General features: G+C 70.6%; 21 protein-coding genes. 4 read left to right on the top strand and 17 right to left on the bottom strand.

Annotation, left to right across the window (positions count from 1 at the left end):
- Positions 1-7: 7 nt before the first annotated feature.
- Genes KZI27_RS18485 through KZI27_RS18470 form a run of 4 tightly spaced genes read right to left on the bottom strand, consistent with a single transcriptional unit; the run spans position 8 to position 7,537 of the window.
- Entirely contained in the window at positions 8-670 is a 663-nt protein-coding gene (locus tag KZI27_RS18485; RefSeq protein WP_222658756.1) for an NUDIX domain-containing protein, read from the bottom strand.
- Entirely contained in the window at positions 667-2,259 is a 1,593-nt protein-coding gene (locus tag KZI27_RS18480) for a nicotinate phosphoribosyltransferase (protein WP_222658755.1), read from the bottom strand. The genes KZI27_RS18485 and KZI27_RS18480 overlap by 4 nt, the downstream gene beginning before the upstream one ends.
- The gene (locus KZI27_RS18475) at positions 2,256-3,107 is read right to left on the bottom strand and encodes a phosphoribosyltransferase family protein (RefSeq protein WP_222658754.1); all 852 of its coding nucleotides are present in this window, start codon (positions 3,105-3,107) and stop codon (positions 2,256-2,258) included. The genes KZI27_RS18480 and KZI27_RS18475 overlap by 4 nt, the downstream gene beginning before the upstream one ends.
- Positions 3,108-3,166: 59 nt before the next feature.
- Positions 3,167-7,537 (bottom strand): FtsK/SpoIIIE domain-containing protein, encoded by a 4,371-nt coding sequence (locus tag KZI27_RS18470; protein WP_222658753.1) that lies wholly within the window; start codon positions 7,535-7,537, stop codon positions 3,167-3,169.
- A gap of 554 nt (positions 7,538-8,091) precedes the next feature.
- On the opposite strand from KZI27_RS18470, the gene KZI27_RS18465 reads away from it, so the two are divergent.
- Positions 8,092-8,406: a hypothetical protein gene (locus KZI27_RS18465; RefSeq protein WP_222658752.1), complete on the top strand. Its 315-nt coding sequence runs from the start codon at positions 8,092-8,094 to the stop codon at positions 8,404-8,406.
- Between the two features lie 153 nt (positions 8,407-8,559).
- Here the strand turns inward: KZI27_RS18465 and KZI27_RS18460 are convergent, their stop codons facing one another.
- The 8 genes from KZI27_RS18460 to KZI27_RS18425 all read right to left on the bottom strand — a co-directional run bounded on the left by KZI27_RS18460 (position 8,560) and on the right by KZI27_RS18425 (position 14,616).
- Positions 8,560-9,360 (bottom strand): hypothetical protein, encoded by an 801-nt coding sequence (locus KZI27_RS18460; protein ID WP_222658751.1) that lies wholly within the window; start codon positions 9,358-9,360, stop codon positions 8,560-8,562.
- Positions 9,361-9,406: 46 nt separating this feature from the next.
- Complete coding sequence (locus KZI27_RS18455) at positions 9,407-10,030, bottom strand: hypothetical protein (protein ID WP_222658750.1); 624 nt, start codon at positions 10,028-10,030, stop codon at positions 9,407-9,409.
- Positions 9,991-11,280 (bottom strand): ABC transporter permease, encoded by a 1,290-nt coding sequence (locus tag KZI27_RS18450; RefSeq protein ID WP_222658749.1) that lies wholly within the window; start codon positions 11,278-11,280, stop codon positions 9,991-9,993. The genes KZI27_RS18455 and KZI27_RS18450 overlap by 40 nt, the downstream gene beginning before the upstream one ends.
- A gap of 181 nt (positions 11,281-11,461) precedes the next feature.
- Positions 11,462-11,983 (bottom strand): hypothetical protein, encoded by a 522-nt coding sequence (locus tag KZI27_RS18445; protein WP_222658748.1) that lies wholly within the window; start codon positions 11,981-11,983, stop codon positions 11,462-11,464.
- Positions 11,980-12,618, bottom strand: coding sequence for a hypothetical protein (locus KZI27_RS18440; protein WP_222658747.1), 639 nt, complete (start codon positions 12,616-12,618; stop codon positions 11,980-11,982). Before KZI27_RS18440 ends, KZI27_RS18445 begins: the two co-directional genes overlap by 4 nt.
- Positions 12,619-12,650: 32 nt before the next feature.
- Entirely contained in the window at positions 12,651-13,925 is a 1,275-nt protein-coding gene (locus KZI27_RS18435) for a hypothetical protein (protein ID WP_222658746.1), read from the bottom strand.
- On the bottom strand, positions 13,925-14,218 hold the full coding sequence (locus KZI27_RS18430; RefSeq protein WP_222658745.1) for a hypothetical protein: 294 nt from the start codon (positions 14,216-14,218) through the stop codon (positions 13,925-13,927). Before KZI27_RS18430 ends, KZI27_RS18435 begins: the two co-directional genes overlap by 1 nt.
- Positions 14,219-14,322: 104 nt before the next feature.
- Complete coding sequence (locus KZI27_RS18425) at positions 14,323-14,616, bottom strand: WXG100 family type VII secretion target (RefSeq protein ID WP_111089241.1); 294 nt, start codon at positions 14,614-14,616, stop codon at positions 14,323-14,325.
- A gap of 120 nt (positions 14,617-14,736) precedes the next feature.
- On the opposite strand from KZI27_RS18425, the gene KZI27_RS18420 reads away from it, so the two are divergent.
- Positions 14,737-15,246: an FHA domain-containing protein gene (locus tag KZI27_RS18420; RefSeq protein WP_222658744.1), complete on the top strand. Its 510-nt coding sequence runs from the start codon at positions 14,737-14,739 to the stop codon at positions 15,244-15,246.
- Here KZI27_RS18420 and KZI27_RS18415 read toward each other — a convergent pair.
- The 5 genes from KZI27_RS18415 to KZI27_RS18395 form a co-directional block, all read right to left on the bottom strand.
- Entirely contained in the window at positions 15,219-16,061 is an 843-nt protein-coding gene (locus KZI27_RS18415; RefSeq protein WP_222658743.1) for an oxygenase MpaB family protein, read from the bottom strand. The genes KZI27_RS18420 and KZI27_RS18415 overlap by 28 nt on opposite strands.
- Before the next feature lie 92 nt (positions 16,062-16,153).
- Positions 16,154-16,519 carry a hypothetical protein gene (locus KZI27_RS18410; RefSeq protein WP_222658742.1) on the bottom strand — a complete coding sequence of 122 codons (366 nt, stop codon included), beginning with the start codon at positions 16,517-16,519 and terminating at the stop codon, positions 16,154-16,156.
- A gap of 47 nt (positions 16,520-16,566) precedes the next feature.
- Positions 16,567-16,860 (bottom strand): hypothetical protein, encoded by a 294-nt coding sequence (locus KZI27_RS18405; protein ID WP_222658741.1) that lies wholly within the window; start codon positions 16,858-16,860, stop codon positions 16,567-16,569.
- 43 nt (positions 16,861-16,903) lie between these two features.
- Positions 16,904-17,338 (bottom strand): ester cyclase, encoded by a 435-nt coding sequence (locus tag KZI27_RS18400; RefSeq protein WP_222658740.1) that lies wholly within the window; start codon positions 17,336-17,338, stop codon positions 16,904-16,906.
- 195 nt (positions 17,339-17,533) lie between these two features.
- Positions 17,534-19,165 carry a RecQ family ATP-dependent DNA helicase gene (locus KZI27_RS18395; protein WP_222658739.1) on the bottom strand — a complete coding sequence of 544 codons (1,632 nt, stop codon included), beginning with the start codon at positions 19,163-19,165 and terminating at the stop codon, positions 17,534-17,536.
- A gap of 178 nt (positions 19,166-19,343) precedes the next feature.
- On the opposite strand from KZI27_RS18395, the gene sucC reads away from it, so the two are divergent.
- Both sucC and sucD read left to right on the top strand, forming a co-directional pair.
- Positions 19,344-20,513, top strand: coding sequence for an ADP-forming succinate--CoA ligase subunit beta (gene sucC / locus KZI27_RS18390; protein WP_222658738.1), 1,170 nt, complete (start codon positions 19,344-19,346; stop codon positions 20,511-20,513).
- Positions 20,514-20,524: 11 nt separating this feature from the next.
- Positions 20,525-21,412 (top strand): succinate--CoA ligase subunit alpha, encoded by an 888-nt coding sequence (gene sucD / locus KZI27_RS18385; protein ID WP_222658737.1) that lies wholly within the window; start codon positions 20,525-20,527, stop codon positions 21,410-21,412.
- The last annotated feature ends 58 nt before the right edge of the window (positions 21,413-21,470 follow it).

The following is a 21,470-nucleotide window of genomic DNA, read 5'->3' as shown; positions in this document are numbered from 1 at the left end:
ACCGTGCTCAGTCCTGCCACGTCCAGGCTGCCGGGGGACGCCCACCCCGCGGCCCCGCGCTCGCCGTGGCATCGACCCGCGCAAGCGCGGTGTTCGTGCGGAGCGTCCGGTTGAGGTTGCCCGGGTCCGGTGTCGTCCCCGTCAGCGCGATCCGCAGCCGAGCGGCATCGGCCGTGGTGAAGGGGTCGCCGAGCAGTGCTCGTGTGAACGGCAGGTCGGACCAGAGGAGTACCCGGGCGCGCTCGAGGGCTGCGTCGACGATCCGGTCGTGGTCGAACGGCAGGCCGAGCGGCAGGCCGAGCGGCAGCGAGCTGACGTCGTGCCACGTCGCGTCGGAGTCCGCTGCCGGGTCGATGACCGCGAGGAACGCGATGCTGATCGCGGCGCTCCGCGGATCGCGGTCGGGTCCGTCGAACGCGCCGACCTGTGCGAGGTGGTGCACCGCCGTCGGGCCGACCCCGGTCTTGGCCCGCAGGGCGCGCCGTGCACCGTCGGCGAGGATCTCGGTGCCGTCGAGGAGCACGCCGGGGAGGGCCTGCTCTCCGGCGTACGGTGCGTACGCCCGCCGCGCCGTGGCGACCCGGAGACCGCCCGCCGTCGTGAACGACATCGGGACGACGTCGATCGCGATGAGCGGTTGGTCGCGGACCGCCGCTGCGGCGTCGTTCACGCGGTGGCCGCCCGGCGGGTGGCTCGGGCCGTGCGCTCGTGGCGGAGCGTCTGGCGGACGTCGGCGAAGGACTGGAGGCGCGTGAAACGTCCGTCAACCCACACCGGCTGGAGCAGGCTGGTCGCCTCGTCGTCCGCTGTGGCCTGGTCCGTCTGCCGGATCTCACCGGTCTCGTCGCGGTGCAGGGCGATGCGGCCCTTCGCGCTCTTCTTGCCGCTGCCGGTCTTCGGGTCCTTCTGGATGTCGACGGGCTCGCCGTCGACGAGTGCCCACGTGGCCTTGACCGCGCTGCCGAGGTTGTCGCGGGTCATGTACTGGTACGTGTACGAACCGATGCCGAGCACGATGTTGTCGCTCGAGTACCCCTTGGCGGCCAAGCGCTCGTAGATGCGACGGGCACGGTCGAGCGTGATGCTGTCGCCGTAGATGACGCCGATGTGCTGGTCGAGGACCTTGAAGCCCTGCTCGTTCACGGTGTGCCCGAAGATCTCGTCGAGCAGTTCGACGACGCCCTTCTGCTCGTGGCTGCGGTCGGTGGCGAACAGTTCGGCCTCGTCGACACCGTGCACGGTGCCGGTGACGATGTCGACCGGGTCGCCCGAGTCGGGGCGGATGACGAGCTTGCCGTCGCGACCGGTGATGCGGTCCTTCAGCTGCGGCAGGGTCTCGGTGATGACCTTGAACAGGTCGAAGCCGTCACTGACCGCCGAGACGATGCCCGTCGGGTACACGTCGAGGATCTGTTCGAAGGTCGCCAGCTCCCCGTCGGCGCCGCGGACGCACATCACGCTGTGCTCGGTGGCGGGCACGCTCGCGGCCACCCAACCGTTGTCGCCCGGGTAGTAGCGGTCGATGAAGTCGAGCGACGGCATCGAGTCGGTGCCGAGGAACGACAGGAGGTGGCCGGCGCCGCCGGCGGCCGCCGACTCGATGCTCGACTGCCCACGGAACGAGAAGTCGTGCGCGGCGAAGTCGATGCCGGCCGGGACCGCGCCGGTGCGGGCAGCCCAGTCCTCCATCAGGTCGCGGTACTCGAGCGCCTTCGTGGCGACCGTCGACGGGTGCCAGATCGAGGCCGACAGTGCGGTCTCGATGTAGTTGGGCAGCCAGTAGAACTCGTCGATGGTGTTCTCGACGGTCAGGGTCGCGACGCCGATCGGCGCGAGGGTGCCCTCGGGCAGCGCACGGATCTCGAGGGGCAGGTAGCCGAGGCGGTGCAGGGCCCGGACGTGGTCGGTGCCGATGTGGTTCGGGCCGAAGTAGCTCTGCAGCGCTTCGTCGAACAGCCGGACGACCTCGTCTTCGTCGGCGGCGAAGAACGGCGCCCAGGCTTCGACGAGCGAGCGCTGGATGAACGCCTGCAGCCCGAAGACCACGGCGTGCGTCGACTCGGGCATGTGCGCGTTCGACCGGTTCGTCCAGTTGATCAGGATGCGGGTGGTGCCGGCCGGGTAGACCTGCCGGTGCGAGTGCTTGTAGCCGTCGACGGCCAGCAGGGGCGCGATCGGACTCGCCGTGGTGATGCGCGGCTCGATCCCCGTGGTCGTGCGGGGGCTGTCGGCGGTCGTGGTGCTCGTGGTCTGCGTCATCGGATCTGCTCCGTCAGGTAGGGGGTGAGTGCGATCGTGCGCAGGCCGTCGATGGCGTTCTGCGCGGGGTACGAGTCGGTGGTGACGAGCTCGCCGAAGTGGTCGGCGAGCTGTGCTGCCCGGCCGGAGAAGACGCCGTGCGAGACCCAGAGGCCGAGGCGTTCCTTGGGCAGGCCCGTCGAGCCCGCGAGGCCCATGAACGTGCCGCCGCCGTCGCAGATGTCGTCGACCACCAGGAACCGGCCGGTGTCGGGCAGTGGTTCGCAGGTGAAGCCGTCGAGCTTGCCGGTGTCGGGGTTGCGGTGCTTCTCGGCCCGGTAGAGCGGCAGCCCGCACGCCTCGGCGACCGCGGTGGCACGGGGCACTGCGCCCTTGTCGGGGGCGATGATGCCGGTGTACGCGGACTCGCCGTCCAGCTCGGGGGTTCCGACCACCGCGTCGCGGACGACCTGCTCGCTCGTGACGACGGTCAGGTTGTCGACGAGTCCGACGATGACCGGCGAGTGCGGGTCGAACGCGATGACCTGGTCGAGGTGGAAGCCGTTGAGGACGTCGGCGTAGACCTTCGCGCCGAACGGCAGGCCGCGGTCCTGCCGCGCACCGGGCAGGTAGGGGACGAGTGCGACGGACCTCGATCCACGCTGCCGCACGGCGTCCGCCCACATGCCGAGCATGAGGAGGTCGTCGCCGTTCGTGCCGCGCAGGGTCGCGATCTCGGTGAGGCCCCCCGGCTCGGCGGTGTCGTTCGCGACCTTGACGTGGGCTTCACCGGCGGGGAACCGCATGGTGGAGAACGTCGGTGTCGTCTGGTTGCCCTGGACGTCCCAGGTGCTGAGTTCGACTGCCATGACTCGACCGTACCACGGTACTTGTCAGTGTGACAAGAAACCGTCTCGACTCCCCGCCCTCAGGGCGTCGGGACCTGGACGGAGACCAGTTCGCCGTCACCCAGGTGCACGATCGCGGAACCGACCTGGACGCGCTCGACGATGCTGCTCCGCGGCAGACGCATGCCGAGCAGGTCGCCCTCGGTGATCGCCTGGGGGCTGAGCAGCGCTCCCGAGCGGTTGCGCTTCATGTCGACCTGCCAGCCGGTGAACCCGACACCGAACTCGGCGGTCAGTCCAGCTGCGACGATCGCCTGACCGTTGTCGGCCGCACGCTTGACGAACCCCTGCAGCCAGCTCTTCGCCGGGGCGTCCTTGACGAGTTCGGCGTCGTCGATCACCAGGACGCGTCGACCGGGCTGCCCGTCGAACAGGGGTGCGAGGTCGTCCTCGGTCAGATCGGCACCCTCGTGCGCCGCCAGGACACCCGGTTCCGCGGCCAGCCCCCGGAGCGGGGACTGGCGCGGGGTCACGAGCACGACCTCGCCACCCTCGCGCAGGACCGAGCGGGTCATCGAGAGCAGGACGGCGCTGCGTCCGGACTTCGCGGGCCCCCCGACGACGAACGAACCGGCCGTGGCCAGGTCAGGCCCGATCGCGGTGAGGTCGTCGCCGCCGATGCCGACCAGGCCGAACAGGCCGGCGTCGTCGTCGCGCATCTCCCACGCGCGCTCGAACGGCACCGGGCCGGACAGCTGGTCGACGCGGAAGGGACGTCGGCTGCGTTCGACGGCCCGGTCGCGTTCCGTCGCGAAGGTGGCGAGAGCCGTGATGGCGGCTGCCTGCGACTGCCCGGTGCCGGCCGCGGCGAGCAGCGCGATCTGTGTCTCCGTCGCGGAATCGGAGGCGAACGCACGTCCGTCGGAGACCTGCTCCGGGAGCTTGCGCGGGTTGAGCGACGCCAGCCCGTAGTCGCCCCGGTCCGACAGCCGGAGGACGAGCTTGTCCTCCACCAGGGTGGCCATCCGACTCGAGAGCAGCTGTCGGTCTCCGGTGACGACCAGGTGGATGCCGACGCTGGCACCTTCGCGGAGCAACGTCATCACCTGGTCGGTCGGAGCGCCGTGGTCGAGCTCGCCGAGTGAGCCGACGAAGCCCTCCCAGCGGTCGAGCATGAAGACGATGTGCGGCAGGCGTTCCGCCGGCACGACGGCAGCGGCACGCTGCTCGACGATGCTGGCGAAACCGCCGTCAGCCAGCACCTGCTGGCGCCGGGCGAGCTCCTGGGCCAGCTTGGTGAGCAGCCGCTGGGCTCGTTCGGTCTGGACACGCTGGACGACGGCGCCGGCGTGCGGGAGTGCCTGGATCGGCAGCAGCGCACCGTTGCCGCAGTCGAGTGCGTACACGTGGACGTCGGCCGCCGAGGTGTTCCGGGCGATGGCTGCCGCGAGGGTCCTGAGCACCTGCGACCGGCCGCTCCGCGGGGCACCGACGACGTAGAGGTGCCCGTCGGAGTCGAGGTCGAGGCTGCGCACCCGCTGCGCCTGCTCACCGGGGAAGTCCTGCAGCGCGAACGGCAGCGGCCCGACCCGGGCATCCGTGGCGGAGCTGTCGTCGAGTTCCCACGCGCGGTCGTTGAGGTCGGTGAAGAGCAGCGTCTCCGGCAGGGCATCGAGCCAGGGACGGTACGGAGCCGGACCGCCGAGCTCCGCCGCGGCCTCGGTCACGGCGCCGACGAGCTCCTGCAGGTCGGTTCGCTCGTCGGTGTGCTGCACCTCGGACTTCGGTGGTGCGGGCGGTGCGGTACCGAGCGCCGACCACGAGACGGCACCGGCCCAGACCTGCTTGCGCTGGGTCGACTGTCCGGGGCGACGGCCGCCGACGCGACCCGACTGGAACGGCAGCAGGGCCCCGGCGCCCAGACGGATGTACCCGCGGCCGGGGGTGCTCTTCTGGATCTGGGCCGCGTCGCCGGCGTCGATCACGTCGGTGCTCTCGCTCGAGTCGGTGACCCGCAGCGCGATCCGCAGGTTCGTGTTCGCGCGGATGTCGCTCGAGACGACACCGGTCGGACGCTGCGTGGCGAGGATGAGGTGGATGCCGAGGGATCGACCGCGCTGGGCGACGTTCACCAGGCCGGTGACGAAGTCGGGCAGCTCCCGCACCAGGCTCGCGAACTCGTCGATGACGATGAGCAGCCGCGGCATCGGCGGCAGCGGTTCACCACGACCGAGGCGGTCGAGGTAGTCCTCGATGTCCTTCGCCGCCGCATCGGCCAACAGGTGCTCGCGACGACGGAGTTCGGCACCCAGGGACTCGAGCGCTCGCTCCACCAGGTGCGTGTCGAGGTCGGTCACCATGCCGACGGTGTGCGGCAGCGGCGCGAAGTCGCGGAAGGCAGCCCCGCCCTTGTAGTCGATGAGGACGAAGTTCATGCCCTCCGGGGTGTTCGTGGCCGCGAGCGACGCGACGATCGTCTGCAGGAGCTCGGACTTGCCTGAACCCGTCGTGCCGGCGACGAGGCCGTGGGGGCCGTCCTTCCGCAGGTCGAACGCGAACGGGCCGTCAAGGCTCTCGCCCACGACGACCTCGGTGGTGCGTGGGCGCACCGACCACTTCCCGGTGATCGCCCGGGCCGTCGGCGGTTCGAGCAGCATGACGTCGAGCAACCGCGACGACGTGGGCAGTCCGCCGGCGTCGCTCTCGTCATCGGCGTCCACCATCGGCGCCACCGCCCGGGCGACCGTCTCGAACCAGCCGTCCGGGATCCGGTCGGGCCGCACGTCGGTGACCGTCGCCTGGCGCTGCGCGGCGACCCGGATGCGTTCCGGCCCGACGGTGACGACGACGGAGCACTCCTCGGGCAGCAGCCGTGCCTCTTCCTCGATGCAGATCGCCCGGACGCCGACCGCCGGCCCTTCCTTGAGGATGCGGATCAGACCGGGCAGCGCGCGGAGCCGCCGAGCACCGTCGAGCACGACGACGATGTCCGGACCGGGGATCCCGCGCGTGTTGGACTCACGCACGGCCCGCTGTCGCGCATCGATCAGCTGACCGACCTCGGCAACCCGGGCGCCGAGCGTCTCGGCGTCGTTGCCGATCGCGATCACGGCGTCCTGCCCGAAGCCCGGTCGAGCCTGCGGGATCCACCGCAACCACGCCCACTCATCGGCCGACCGGGCGTCCGTCAGCACGACGAACTGCGTGTCACGCGGGCTCTGGAGCACCGCGAGCTGCGCCACGAACCACGACGTCAGGTGCCGCGTGTGCTCGTCTCGGCCCGCGACGCCGACGACGCCCTGCACGCCGAGGTCGACGATCACCGGCACGTCCTCGGCCAGCTTGTCGACCGCGCGACGGTGCTCGAGCGCCGACGGGTCCTCGAGCACGACGCCGGACGGGACGTCAGCGGTCCCGACGCGGAGCGTCAGGTAGTCGGGATCGGTCCGGCGTCGCTCCCACAGGCGAGCGCGACGCCGCAACGCGACGTCGAGCACGGTTGCCGGGTCTGGTGCGCTCGTCCGCAGCTCGCGCTGGTACCGGACCACTGCCTCCAGGGCGTCGGCCTCGACCGCCTTCTTGGTCTCTTCGTACTCGGCAACGCGCTGCTTGTGGGTCTTCTTGCCGTTCCGACGGTCCCACCAGGCGTTGCCGAACATGATGATCGGCGACATCAGACCGAACGCGAGGTACGCGACGTTGTGGAAGATCGAGATCATCACGGCGGCCATGCCGAGCGGCGCGAGCGCCGCGATGATCGGGATGGACCGACGTGACTGCTGCGCCGGCACGGCCGGCAGCTTGAACACGGACGGGTGGTCCTCGGGCAGGAGCCGCGGCGGCCGCGTGTAGTCGAGCGAGCCGCCGCCAGCGGTCAGGGTGATCGCCGCTCGGTCGGCGTCCGGCACCGCGACCGACAGCAGGGTGTCGCCGATCGTGACGATGCTGCCCGGCTCGACCGGGGTCTCGTCGTCGACCTCGGAGCGGTCCACCAGCACCGTGGAGCCTTCGGTCGGCGTGATCGTGAACCGACGGTTGAGGTCGAGCCGAAGGATCGCGGCGTACTCCGGTGCGCTCCGGTCCGGCAGGGGCACCGTCGCGTCGGGCGCCGAACCGACGTGGGCGATGCCCGCCTCGAGCACCACCACGGTGCCGGCACCCGGTCCGCCGACGATCCGCACGCTCGGCAGGTCACCGGGCAGGGGCAGGACCGGTGCGGGTGCGCCGAACGTCAGCCGAGCGCCCTCGAGCAGCACACCATCACCGATGCGTGCGTGCGGGGTGGTCGGGACGGAGTCGACCGCGACGTCGACGATCGACGTGGCCCCTTGCCCGAGCCGCTTGGCGACGACCTCGACGATCTCGCCGAGCAGGGTGTCCTCGTCGCACTCCACCACGAAGTCGGCGGAGGCGCTCGACGGAAGGTGGCTCGCGGTGAACGTCAGGCGCACGTGTGGCGCCCCGCACCGGAGATCGTGGTCGTCGTGGTCGCAGCGCGGTGGTCGGACGAGGCCCCCCGCAGCGTCATGCTGCCGCTCATGGGTCGATTCTCGCAGGTTCCTGCGACGCGCAGGCCGGGTTGCGCCTGGCTTGTGGACGGGCGGTCGGACAGGGGAGGTGCGGTGCGGGGAAGCGGTGTCGGCTCACCCATGCACACGGAGGCGGTCTGGACGTGGCGAGTCGCTACCCTTCGTGCTGTGAACGAGGCCCCACCGGAGATCCTTGAGTTCCGTCCCAAGCAGTTCTCCAAGTGGCGGATCATCTTCGGCGGGCTGGGGCCGACAGCGCTCTCCTCGCTGATCGGCGGAGTCGTCGTGCTCTTCCCTGGCGCTCGCGGATCCGCATTCGCATGGGCATACTTCGCGGCGCTCTCCGCGATCATGGCGTGGCCGACCATCGCGCTCGCCACCTGGCACCGCCGGGTCGCGACGATCCGAATCGCCGATGATTCGGTCGAGTTCCGAGGAATCGTCCGGAGACGGTTCCTCCCGCGGGACGAGCGCCTGTGCCGCCTTCGGTCGGCGTTCACAACTGGCCCGCCAACGAGGTCCTCTTCATCGTCCACGGCGGAAGCCGGAGGCGTCGGATCAGGATCGACTCCTGGAACTGGACCACGCCGAGGATCCGCGAGATCAGTGGGGTACTGCGTGCTCGGACACGATTGCCGAGCAAGGCGAAGAAGATCGAGCAACTGGTGCCGGGTGCTACCCGCTACTGGGAGCGGTCGCCTGTGAAGCTGTTCACCCTCGTCATGGCGGGATGTTCCTTGGCGCTCATTGGGGTCATCGTCGTGTTCGGGGTCATCTTCCCGATGGGGTGACACCAACCCGCGCAGCAAGCGGGAACATCCGTCCCGGACGGCTCGTCAGCGTCTGCTCCGCGCTTGATCGGATGCCTGCACATGCCGGCTGCCGATGCTGACACCGACCACCAGCGCGAACGCCCACGATGTACCGGACGATCGCGAGCACGATCATCGTGTCGCAGGCGAATGCGACCCAGCGGCGTCCGGGCGTGTGGGCTTCCTCGGTGGTGCGATCGTTGTCCTCAACGTCCTTCGGAGTCCGGGGTGAGCACCAGTGCGGATCCGCTCGTCGGGAGGCGGCGGCAGTCGACGAGCCTGCGAACCTCGACCCGCCCGGAGCGGACCTGCCGATGTGTGCGTGTCGGGCTGCAGCGGCACGAGCCACTCCGGGGGGAGGTCGACGCGGACCTGCACCGACAGGCCCCCACGCTCGAACGCCGTGACGTGACCGACGACCTCGTCACTGCGATGGAGTCCGGCTCGCCAACCTTCGATGCCCGGAACGATGACCACCGGCGAAGCACCGCCGACCTCGACGTCGTGGCTGTCCCCGGGCCCGACGAGGCGCTGGAGCTGCGCTGTCAGGTCCGGCTCGGCCGGTTCCCACCGGACGCGGACCACGAGGACCTCCGCCGGGAGCGCTGCCCGATGGATGAAGTACTGCTCGTTCGGTCGGGTCGCCTGTGCCACCGCACCGAAGAGCGTCTGGAGGAACATCAGCTTCGGATGCGGGCTGAAGGCCCTCCGCGGCAGGACCTCCCGCGCCGCGGGTTGCGCCCACTTCACGATCTTCTTGACAGGGGCATCGCCGAGGTCGCTCGGCACCGGCAGCCACACCCCGTCGACTCCTTGGGCCACGATCTTCAATTCAGTCGCCCCTACCTGTTCGATTCGCTTCCGGAGGTCGCGGGTCAGAGCGACACCGGTGACCCTGCGCCCGGTGACGACGTTCAGCGCGGTCCTGACCACGATGAGTTGCGTTCATCAGCTCATCAGGCGAGTGCGCCGGGGGCTGTCACTCTGCGCCCGGGGTCACCACGAGCCCGAGGGCGAACTGATCGACCAGCGGAGCCGCGAACGACTCATCCGCGCGCTTCGGGATGACGGTCGTCATGACCGCGGTGACGGGCTCGGTGAGCTGCGCGATGGGCTGGACCCACCGGATCGTCGTGGAAGGGGTCGCGCGGCGGTAACGCGAAGGTGCTGGTGTCTCCGTCCGGTCGAGGATCCGTGTCGCTGTTCCGAGCGCCGTCGTCACCGTCGACACGTCCGGCTGTCCCATCCGGTTGGGAAGGGGCGCCAGCGCCTCGTCGACGGCACGATCAGCCGCCGCGAGACCGCGCTCGTACTGAACGATCGTGTAGGCGACCACTTCGACTGTCGGCGCATCGGTGGTGAGGACGAAAAAGTCATGGGCGTCCAACGCATCGCGCAGACGCGCCAGTTCGATCATCGTCGTCTCGACCGAGGCAGCCGCCCGCTTCGGGACCGGATGGCGCGCATGCCCGATCGCGTTCACCGCAGCCGCTCGACCGACTGTCTCCGGGCCTCCGTCGACGAACTTCGTCCAAGCGTTCACGTGGTCGAATTCGAGTGCCATCACGTCGCCTTCCTGATCGTCTGATCGGTGGATCGGCATCCGTTCCGGAGCCAGGAGAACATGTCCAGTACGCCGCGCTGAGCGCGGATGGCGCGATGGCGGTAGAGACACCACTGGAACGGGGTACTCGCGATGGCGAGCACCGCCGCGTACCAGGCGGCCCCCGGTTCGTCGAACGAGACGAGGATCGCACAGACGGCTGCGAAGAGGACGAACCATCCGACCACCGACGCGAAGACCCGTGACGGTCGGAATCCGTGCGGGCGTGGTTCGGCCCACGGAAGACGCCGACCGAGCTCGGCGCCGACGACGGTGAGCAACACCGCGATCGACGCGAAGCCGAGCGTCAGCGCGATGGCCTGTGTGGACGCTCCCCCGATCCGGGCGAAGACCGAAACCATCAGCTGGAGCACGGTGGCGAGCGCGAGGGGAAGCAGCGGGACGACGCCGAGGGAGGTCCACGTGACGAGCGACGCTCCCGGAACGCCGGCACCGCGGTTCGTGTCGAAGCGGACGGCACCGGAAGATCGACGCTCTGCCGAACCGTCACGGAGGATCGACAGTTCCGTCAGCAGCGCGTCGAGGTGCTGCTCGGACCAGAACCGCAAGGGGAGCTCGGCTCGCACGACGTCGGCGCCGTCGATCAGGACGATCCGGGGTTTGCGTCCACGTACCACGCGAGCGCGCACGACTGCTGAAGCAGCTCCGGTCGCCAGAGGAGTGGCGAGGAGGATCGTCCTCCACCGCCCGTCGTTGATGGCGATCATCCCGTGGTCGACGTCGATGTGGGCATTCCGTCGGAACCAAGGCGGGCCGTCCGTGGGACGCAGGACTCGCTCCCCGAAGGTCGTCGGACGGGGCCTCCGCCCGAGGACGCCGAGGACGACGTTGACGAGCGCCGTCGCCGACGCTGCCACGCACACCCATCCCATGACGACCAGTCCGTCCGACCATCCCCTGGCGAAGACGGTCAGGATGAGGGGGAGTGGGAGCAGGGCGGCGGCGAGGAAGAGCGCGACCGCGGTCGTGGCCCGTCGGGATCGCACCATCGCGTCGGTCGAGAGCGGCACGTGGGCGGTTGCGTTCGACGCCGTGCTGAGTCCGGCCGTGGAGTCCGGGTCGTAGGAGATCGCCAGGCCGAGTCGTTCAGCCAGGTCCTCGAAACCGCTCGAGGCGACTGCCTGTCGAGGCGTCGCCGGCGGAGCCGGTTCCATCCACCACGCATCGATGGGGAACACGTGGACTGTGTCGCGGGTGGTGAGCACTGCCGCTCCGGACGAGTTCACCACACCGAGCTCCTTGGGGAGCGCTGACCAGGGCGCCCACGCGATGGATCGCACGTCGGCGCACACCACCTGGCTCCGACCATCCGTGGCGACAGCCCGCACGGACCCGTCGACGACGACCAGTCCGACCCGTTGCCCGGTCGCAGCCGCGCGACCACTCACCGTCGCAGCGCGGACGACCAGCTCAGCGGACAAGGTCGATGCCGAGCGCCACCCGATCGACCTGGTCGGCGACCCAGTCGGCGTAGACGAGCTGTGTGGTGTTCGCGTTCACGGACAACATCATGTCCCCGGGCAGGACCCACGACCAGTCGAGACTCTCGCTCACGATCAGGCCCGCGGCGTCCTGCGCCGTCGGCGCTGGTACGGCGATGCGTTGCCGAAGGCGGAGGGCCGGTCCGAGCGCCGTGTCCCGCATGTCCTCGTCGACCTCGATCGGATCGTCGTGGCGCGCTCCGCGACGCAGGACACCAGGCGTCGTGCCGAGGAGTGGAACGACGGTCAGGGCCACCCAGGATGCGATCGATGCATCCGACCCGTCGAGGATCGCCCATGCGGCGTCCGCCCCGCGCGCCGCGAGCAATCGGCCGAGCTCCAGCAGGTCCTCACGGTCGCGCGGTGCCGTGTCCCCTCCGATCTCGATGCGGTCGGATCGGACGTCGAGCCGGGACATCGCATTCGTGACCGGGACGTGCAGTTCGGTCATCCTGTCCAACCGAACCCAGCCATGAGCACGTCGAAGTGGCCGACGCGCGCTTCGACGTCCGACGCTCCCGGCGCGACCAGGGAGACCACGACGAAGGTGCCGACCTCGTCCGGGATGGGAACGAGGTAGTCCACCGTCGTCTGCGTCACCTCGACGTCGGCGTGGACGGTGGTGAAACGGTGGAGCGCCCGCACCGCCGCCTGGTTCGCAGCCGACAGTGGGCTGACGTCGTTGGCGACTGCTCCTGCGCGGTGCAGAGCGGCGCCCACTGGTTCGAGCGACCGCCGTTCCGTCCGGATCATCTTGCCCGCAGGAAAGTCGACGACCTGTGTGTCGCCGGAGGTGCTGATGCCCGCGGCGAACGTCTCGAGCGGCAGGGTCCCGACGGACGCCCCGAGGTGAGCGACCGACACGGAGAAGCTCATCGGGAGGCGGATGCCTTCCACCTCGCCCTCGAACGAGTACATGTCGACGCCGCCGGCGTCCGCAGCGGCCGCGAACGACTTCCGGAGCTCGTCGCGCAGCCGCCACCGAGCGGCGGCCCCGTCCGAGTCGCTGAACTCCCCCCGCGGAAGCGTGCGTTCGACGACTTCTCCGACCGCGCGGTCGAGGTCTCCGGTGAGGCGCGTCCGCACCCACCCTGTCGGGAGCTGCAGGCGGTACCCGGTCACAACGACCCGACCTGGACCGACGTCGCGTTCTTCCAGTACTCCCCGGTCCAGAGATCGTGGACGTCCCCCGCGAAATCGTTGACACCGTCCCAGAGACCCTTTGCGCCGAGCACCGATGCGGTGACCGCGGGCACGAGGATCTTGGGCAGCGCCTGCTGTGCGACCGGTCCTCCGTTGGCGAGTTGCCGGATCAAGACCGGTGCGATGGCTCCGTTCGTGACGGAGTTGTCGACGATGGTCACCCATGCCTTGCCGCTGACCTCCGCTGCCCTCGCCTGGATCTCGGCGTACTTCGCCGAGTAGACCGGCCCCTCGGCCACACCGGCAGCACGTGCGGTGTTCGCTGCTGAACGCGCTCCGGATTGTGCCGTCGACCGTGTCAGCGCAGGCAGTGCGGACGACGCAGCCCGTGCTGCCCCGAGTCCGACCGCGGAAGCAGCCACTCCGACCGCCGCCCAGATGACATCGGACGTGGTCGCGTCTCCGGCTGCTGCCTGTGCTGCCGTGATGCCGAAGACCAAGCTCGACACGATCAGTCCCGCCACGGCGAACGCGATGAGATTGACCCCCGGGATCGCCAACGCGACGATCACGGCGGCCACGACGAGGACGAGCGCCACAGCGTTCAGCACACTCTTGATGACCTCGAGGACGCCCTTCGCGTCGTGGATCGCCTGCTTGACGTGGTCGAACCAGCCGTCCTTCATGCCGTCGTCGGCACCGTTCCGGATGCGGTTCGCCACACGGTCGGCGAGGTCGCCGTACTCGCCGCCTTCGCCCAACGCACCCGCGAGTCGACGGATGGTCGCCTTTGCGGCGTCGATGTCGCCCTGGGCCGACTCCACCGCCCGGTCCTGCGCGTCGACCTGGTCCTGGTGTTCGGGCGTGTCTACTTCGGCGGTGATCGTCTGGCTCGCTGCGGCCTGGTGCGCAGCCTGGGCGTCCTGCGCGGCCAGGAGTGCGGCGTCCGCCTCTCGCTGGATGCCGTCGAGGCCGGCGGCCCACTCGTCGAGCGCCGCGGCCAGTTCGGTGTAGCGGCCCTTGGCCTTCGCGATCGCACCGGCGAGGTCGCTGGCGGAGTCGCGGAACTTCGTCCCGGACTCGCTTTCCCACCCGTGACCGTCCCCGAGGCGCTGGAGACGGGTCACCTGCTCGTCGATCGCCTGCTCGACGGATCGGGCGTTGGTCGCGGACTGCCGGATCTCAGCGGTGTCCCCGGGGACAGGGTCGGTGGGCAGGTCGAGAGCGCTCCAGTCGACGGGCCGCGCCATCAGCTGTCCTTCCCGAGGATCTTGTTCGCCAGGTCCATCTCGGTCTGGGTGAACCCCTCGTGCGCGGACTCGGCCATCTCGGCCACCGCCTTGATCGACTCCATCAGACGTCCTCGTCGGATGTCCCAGTTGCTGCCGAACTCGGCGATCGCACTCGTGATCGTCGATGAACCGACACCGGTCTTGTAGTCGTCGGCGGTCGCCGCAACGTGGTCGAAGTCGCTGTGCAGTCTCGACAGGTCGGATGCGAGATTCCCGATCAGGTCGAGATCGAGGTTGATGCTGCCGCCCACGGTCCCCCCGTTGGTCCAGTCGTTGTTCGAAGTGTGTGCTGCCGCAGCAGCGAGAGCGGTGGCCGACGCCCGAGGACGCCGGCCACCACCGTTGCGAGCCGGTCTCAGCCGATGCTGGACGCGAGCTGCTCGTCGGTCGACTCGAGGGTGTTCGCCGCGCTCTCGAGGAACCCGGCCATGCCGTCGATGGCCTGGATCGTCTGCGTCGCGCCGGAGTTGAACTCCGAGTACGTCGAGTCGAAGGCCTTCGAGGACTTGTCGGTGACGTACCCCGACGAGACGAGGTTGTCGATCTGGCTCTTGAGCTGGCTCAGCTGGTCTTCGATGGCCTTCTGGCCGTTGCGAAGCTGCGAAGCCTGGTTGCGAAGATCGTCGTAGGTGACGTTGACATTGGCCATGGCGCATGCCCTCCCGATGCGTATGTGAAGTACCGGGCGACCCCCGGCGCGGTTCGACGATACTTGATCGCATTGCATCTCGCACCACTTCTGAACAATCACCATAACGAGGGGTACACGGTGGCTCGACGCCGGAAGGACGACGACACTCCGAAGCGCCCGGTGGTCACGCGTGCCGACGTCGAGCGCGACCGGCAGGCGGGGTACCTGTCCCGGGCCTGGGTGCTGCCCGCGGCACCGGTGTCGGACGACGAGCCGGACGCCGTCGTCCGGACCGAGCAGCCGCTGCCGACGATCGGCATCGTGCCGCGACTCGTGCTCGAGGTCGCGCCGGGCAACGTCGTGCCCCTCGACCAGCCGGTCATCCTGGGACGACGCGTCCCGACCGCGCCGGGGCGACGAGCGGTCCTGCTCGACGACCCGGGGAAGTCGGTGTCGCGCGAGCACGCGGCCATGCGGCCGACGGGTGACGGCGGCCTGGTGGTCGAGGACCTCGGATCGTCGAACGGCACGGTGGTCGTCCGCGCCTCCGGTGCCCAGGAACCCAGCGTGGGCGGTGCGCAGGTCATCGCCCGGCCCGGTGACGTCGTGATGGTGGGGGACTACGCCGTGCGGGTACTCGCCGGCTGAGCAGCAGCAGTGCCAGCAGCAGTGGCGTGTCGCCCGGCCGTCCGGCGCATCGCCCGCAACAGCAGCGGCCCCGGCAGCCGCAGCAGGGCCCCGGGCAGGACCGACCGCACACCCCCGACCACGGCGACCGTCCGCTGGAACCGACGCTGCTCGCGCGGCCCCCACGCGAACCCGTACGCGGCGCGCAGCTGCTCCGGCAGCATCCCCACCGTGACGACCCTGACCAGGGGCATCGCAGCGCGCACCCAGAGCGGCGCGAACCGCGGGTGCAGCAGGTCCCGCACCACCCCGCGGGCGTCATCGGTGACCTCGAGCCGGTCGAGCGTGTCCGCCCAGTACCGGTCGAACGCCGCCACCGACGTCGGCCAGCGATCGGCGGGCACCCGCAACGTCGTCGCGATCGGGGCGTAGGCGGCGAGGACGTCCTCCGCCCGCTCCGCCGTGACGGGCGCACCGAACAGGTCGTGCGCCCGACGTGCCGAGTCGAACAGGGTCGCGGCCACCCACAGCTGCCGGTCGACGTCGTCCGCGCCCGTCACGGGGACGTGGGCCCGGTTCACGAAGCCGGCGGCGATCGCGGCGTCCTGCTCCGTGCCGGAGACGACGGCGTACACGAACATCAGGGTGTGGGCCAGCCGCTGCTGCGGTCGACGGGCGAAGTCCGAGTGCCGGCGGACCCCTGCCGCGACGACCGGGTCGGCGATCTGCAGCAGGATGGCGCGGCCGCCCGCGGCCACGGGTGTGCTGTCGGCGAGGAACCGACGCAGGTCGCGTTCCGCAACGTGACCGGACGACGGACGGGAGGTGGGCCCCACCAGCCGGTTCCGGCGCACCGCGCCAGCGGGGTGACGGCCGTGACTGGAGGGACGTGGCGGACCCGGCGCCGGGCCTCCAGGCCGTGGGGTGGTCACGACGTACCCCGTCGGCGTCGCGCCCGCAGCACGGGGACGAGATCAGCGGCGATCGCCGCGAGGAGCGCGACCGCACCGGTCGCGAGGGCGATCACCAGGTACGTGCCGTCGACCCGGACGTCACCCGTCAGGGCGAGCAGGGTGGCGACGAGCCAGATCGCGGGGAGCGGCCAGCGGTGGCTCGGTGCTCCGGTGACGACGGCTCCGACCACCGCGACCGCGAGGAGCGGGACCCATCGTCCCGCGGGCTCCGAACGCGCGGCGAGGTGCGCCGAGGCCGCGACGAGCAGCATCGCCGCGATCGCCACCAGACGGGCGGCCGACGGCGTGCTGCGGACGCTGGCACGGACACGACGGAACACGGCCCGATGCTACGGGCCGTGTTCCGCGGGTCCCTGGGGACCGCTGGTCAGAGCGGCTTGGTGCCGAGGTCGTTGCCCAGGTCCGGGCGGTCCTCGTCGGCGTCGTGCTCCCACAGGTCGGGCGACCCCTCACGCGGGGAGCCGCCGGTCGGACCGTCGTCGGTGCCGTCACCGGGCTGTGGCTCGACCGTCTCACCCGCGACGGCGTCGTTCGTCACGGTCTCGAGGGACTCCTCGGACTCGTCCACCTCGTCGGGGCCGACGTGCTCGCGGTCGATGTCGTCGTCGCGGCGCTGCTGGGCCTCGAAGTCGTCGACGGGGCTGATGCCGGGATCGCTCATGGTGTCCTCCTGGGTGTGGGTGGTGCCGGGTGTCGGATGGTGTTCAGGCGCTGACGAAGTGGACGTCGCCGGAGCCGAGCGCGAGCTGTTCCGCCAGACCCTTCTCGTCGGTCGCGCCCCAGCGCTCGGCGATCTTGCCGTCACGGAACTTCGAGACCTGGATGCCGCGGACCTCGAAGGTGCGACCCGTCGGCGCGTGGCCCTGGAACGGACCGGTGTGGGTGCCGCGGATCGTGAACACCGCGGTGATGTAGTCGTCCGTGACGACGAGCGGGTCGGGCTCGAGCGTGAGGTCCGGGAACGCGGTGGTGAACTCGGTCCAGAAGTCGACGATCCCCGCGAGGCCGGGCTGCTGGTCGGGCGCGGGGTCGTGGTCCACGACGTCGTCGGCCCAGACCTCGGGGAAGCGGTCGAAGGCGCGCGCCTCCAGGATCTCGCCGAGTCGCTCCTGCGCCTGCTGGTTCTGTTCCGCGGTCATGCGGGGTCCTTCCGTCGGGGTCTTCCGGTGTACGCCGGTCCCCCTGGGACGACCCGGGACGCCGGGGGAGTTCACCTCGACGTCACCTGCTCGTCACGAGGGACGTGCACACTGCCGGTGCTCGGGGGAGTGGAGCGCGGTCGCCGACGGGTGGTCGAGCGACCGCGCCTTCCCCCGTGGGTCGCGGGGGGCGGATCAGACCCGCTCGAGCAGATCCCGCTCGGCGATGTCCGCCAACGCGAGCGTGCGGTACCCGGCCGACTCGAAGAAGACGGTGATGCGGTCCTCCTCCGTGCTCATCACCACGCCGGTGCCCCACTCGGCGTGCTCGACGCGGGCATCCGGCGGCCAGACGTCGTCGTTCGCGCCGTCGGCCACGTGGGCTCCGCCGTCGAAGGCCGTCCCCGAGGAACAGGTGTCGCAGTTGCCGCACGGCTCCGGGAGCTCGTCGCCGAAGTAGCCGAGCAGGAACTGCCGTCGGCAGCCGGTCGTCTCGGCGAGTTGGCGCATCATCGCGATCCGCGACTCCTCGACCCGTTCGCGCTCCGCCGCGCGGTCCGCCGTCGCGCGGGCCGCGTGGGCCGCGGTCGCCGGGCCGTCCGGCACCCGCGTGACCCCGTCGACGTCGTCGCGCAGGACGCCGGCGTCGAGCAGGGCGTTGAGGGCACGGCCGGCGGTGCGGGACGACAGACCGGAGGCCTCCGCGAGCGCCGACCGGGCGATCGGGCCGGTGGCCGGGACCGCGTCGAACACGGCGCGGACCGACGCGGGTCGGGGCGAACCGGACGCGAAGAACGTGCGCAGGCCGAAGTCCTCGGCCCGGTAGTGCAGGGTCGCGCCGGCCGGCTCGGCATCGCGGCCGGCCCGCCCGATCTCCTGGTAGTAGGCGTCGACCGACTCGGGGACGTCGGCGTGCACGACGAAGCGGACGTCGGGTTTGTCGATGCCCATGCCGAACGCGCTCGTGGCGACCACGACGTCGACGTCGCCGTCGAGGAACCCCGTGTGGACCGCCTCGCGCTCCGTCACCCGCATGCCGGCGTGGTACGGCCGCGCGCGACGACCGCGGGCGGCCATCGCGTCGGCGTACTCCGTCGTCGCGGCGCGGGTGGCGACGTAGACGACGGTGGCCCCGTCGAGTCCGACGACCTGGTCGACCACGGCCGCGCGCTTCTCGGCGTCCTCGGCGTGCCGGACCACCTCGAGCCGGATGCCGGGGCGGTCGAACCCCGAGGCGAGCACGAACGGGTCACGCATGCCGAGCCGTTCGACGATGTCGTCCCGCACGGGAGCGGAGCCCGTCGCGGTCAGTGCGAGCACCGGCGGCCGGCCGAGGCGTTCCACGACCTCGCCGAGCGCCAGGTAGTCCGGTCGGAAGTCGTGCCCCCAGGACGAGATGCAGTGCGCCTCGTCGACGGCGACGAGCGCGACACCGGCGTCGCGGAGTCGCTCGAGCACGTCGTCCTTCACGAGCTGTTCGGGTGCCAGGAACACGTAGCCGACCTCGCCCGCCGCGACCGCGTCCCAGGCCTCGGCGACGTCCCGGGCCTTCCTCGTGGCGTTCATCGCGACCGCGCGGGGAGCGTCCACGTGGTGCTCGAGTCCGACGACCTGGTCCTCCTGCAGCGCCACGAGGGGCGAGACGACGATGACGACGCCCTCCAGCTCGAGGCCGGCGACCTGGTAGATCGCCGACTTCCCCGATCCGGTCGGCATCACGGCGAGCGCGTCGCGCCCGTCGAGCACGGCGTCGATGACGGATTCCTGGTCGGGGCGGAGGTGCCAGCCGAACACGTCGGCGGTGCGGGTACGGAGTGCAGCGTTCACCGATCCACCGTGCCGGGAGCTCGCTGGGGAACGGGCCGGGACAGCGCGCACCGGACGTCCACGGTCCGGCGCTAGGCTGGCTCCCGGCCGTTGTCTCGACATCGAGCGACCCTCGATGTGGAGTGCGCGACCGGGAAACCGATGCCGATCGCACGAACCGTGCGGGAAGAAGAACAGCGTGGATCTTTTCGAGTATCAGGCCAGGGACCTCTTCGAGTCCTACGGCGTCCCCGTGCTGCAGGGGATCATCGCCGACACCCCGGAAGCGGCGCGAGCGGCGGCCGAGCAGATCGGTGGCGTCGTCGTCGTCAAGGCCCAGGTGAAGGTCGGTGGGCGCGGCAAGGCCGGCGGCGTGAAGGTGGCGAAGACCCCTGACGAGGCGTTCGAGCACGCGCAGGCCATCCTCGGCCTCGACATCAAGGGCCACACCGTCGAGCGCGTCATGATCGCGCAGGGGGCGGACATCGCCGAGGAGTTCTACTTCTCCGTGCTGCTCGACCGGGCCAACCGGTCCTACCTCTCGCTCACCAGCGTCGAGGGCGGCATGGAGATCGAGCAGCTCGCGGTCGAGAAGCCCGAGGCCCTCGCCCGCGTCGAGGTCGACCCGCTCACCGGGATCGACGCGGCCGCCGGTCGCGCGATCGCCGAGCAGGCCGGGTTCCCGGCGGAACTCGTCGACCAGGTGGCCGACGTCTTCTCGAAGCTCTACGACGTCTACAAGGGCGAGGACGCGACGCTCGTCGAGGTGAACCCCCTCGTCCGCACGGGCGACGGCCAGATCCTGGCGCTCGACGGCAAGGTCTCGCTCGACGAGAACGCCGACTTCCGGCACCCCGCGCACAAGGACCTCGAGGACTCCGCCAGCGAGGACCCGCTCGAGGCCAAGGCGAAGGCCCACGGCCTGAACTACGTCAAGCTCGACGGCCAGGTCGGTGTCATCGGCAACGGTGCGGGCCTCGTCATGTCGACGCTCGACGTCGTCGCCTACGCCGGTGAGCGCCACGGCGGTGTGAAGCCCGCGAACTTCCTCGACATCGGCGGCGGCGCCTCGGCCGAGGTCATGGCCAACGGCCTCGACGTCATCCTCGGCGACCCGCAGGTGAAGAGCGTCTTCGTGAACGTCTTCGGCGGCATCACCGCCTGCGACGCCGTCGCGAACGGCATCGTCGCCGCACTCGGCATCCTCGGTGACGCGGCCACCAAGCCGCTCGTCGTGCGCCTGGACGGCAACAACGTGGAAGAGGGTCGTCGGATCCTGGCGGAGGCAGCGCACCCGCTCGTCACCGTCGCCGCGACCATGGACGACGCGGCCGAGCAGGCCGCCGAACTCGCCGCCGCAGCGGCCTGAAGGGACTGACCATGTCGATCTTCCTCAACAAGGACTCCAAGGTCATCGTCCAGGGCATCACCGGCGGCGAGGGCACCAAGCACACCGCACTGATGCTCAAGGCCGGCACCCAGGTCGTCGGCGGCGTCAACGCGCGCAAGGCCGGCACCACCGTCACCCACGGCGACGTGTCGCTGCCCGTCTTCGGCACCGTGCGCGAGGCCATCGACACCACCGGTGCGGACGTCTCCATCGTCTTCGTGCCGCCGGCCTTCGCCAAGGACGCCGTGCTCGAGGCCATCGACGCCGAGATCCCGCTCGTCGTCGTCATCACCGAGGGCATCCCCGTGCAGGACGCCGCCGAGTTCTGGGCGCACGCCAAGGCGAAGGGCGGCACGACCCGCATCATCGGCCCGAACTGCCCCGGCATCATCACGCCCGGTGAGTCGCTCGTCGGCATCACCCCGGCGACGATCACCGGCAAGGGCCCGATCGGCCTCGTCTCGAAGTCGGGCACCCTGACCTACCAGATGATGTACGAGCTGCGCGACCTGGGCTTCTCGACCGCCATCGGCATCGGCGGCGACCCGGTCATCGGCACGACGCACATCGACGCGCTCGCCGCGTTCGAGGCCGACCCCGAGACCGAGGCCATCGTGATGATCGGTGAGATCGGCGGCGACGCCGAGGAGCGCGCAGCCGAGTTCATCAAGGCGCACGTCACCAAGCCGGTCGTCGGCTACGTCGCGGGCTTCACCGCCCCCGAGGGCAAGACGATGGGCCACGCCGGAGCGATCGTGTCCGGTTCCGCCGGCACCGCCGAGGCGAAGCAGCAGGCGCTCGAGGCCGCCGGCGTCAAGGTCGGCAAGACACCGTCCGAGACCGCCGCGCTGCTGCGCGAGGTCGTCGCCGCCCGCTAGCGACCACTGCCCGGCAGACGGCCGGGACGAAGCCGGGAGGCTCGGTGCGGGTTCCGCG

The sequence above is a fragment of the Curtobacterium sp. TC1 genome (assembly GCF_019844075.1).
Lineage (GTDB): Bacteria > Actinomycetota > Actinomycetes > Actinomycetales > Microbacteriaceae > Curtobacterium.
This window is presented reverse-complemented; position numbering and strand designations above follow the sequence as displayed.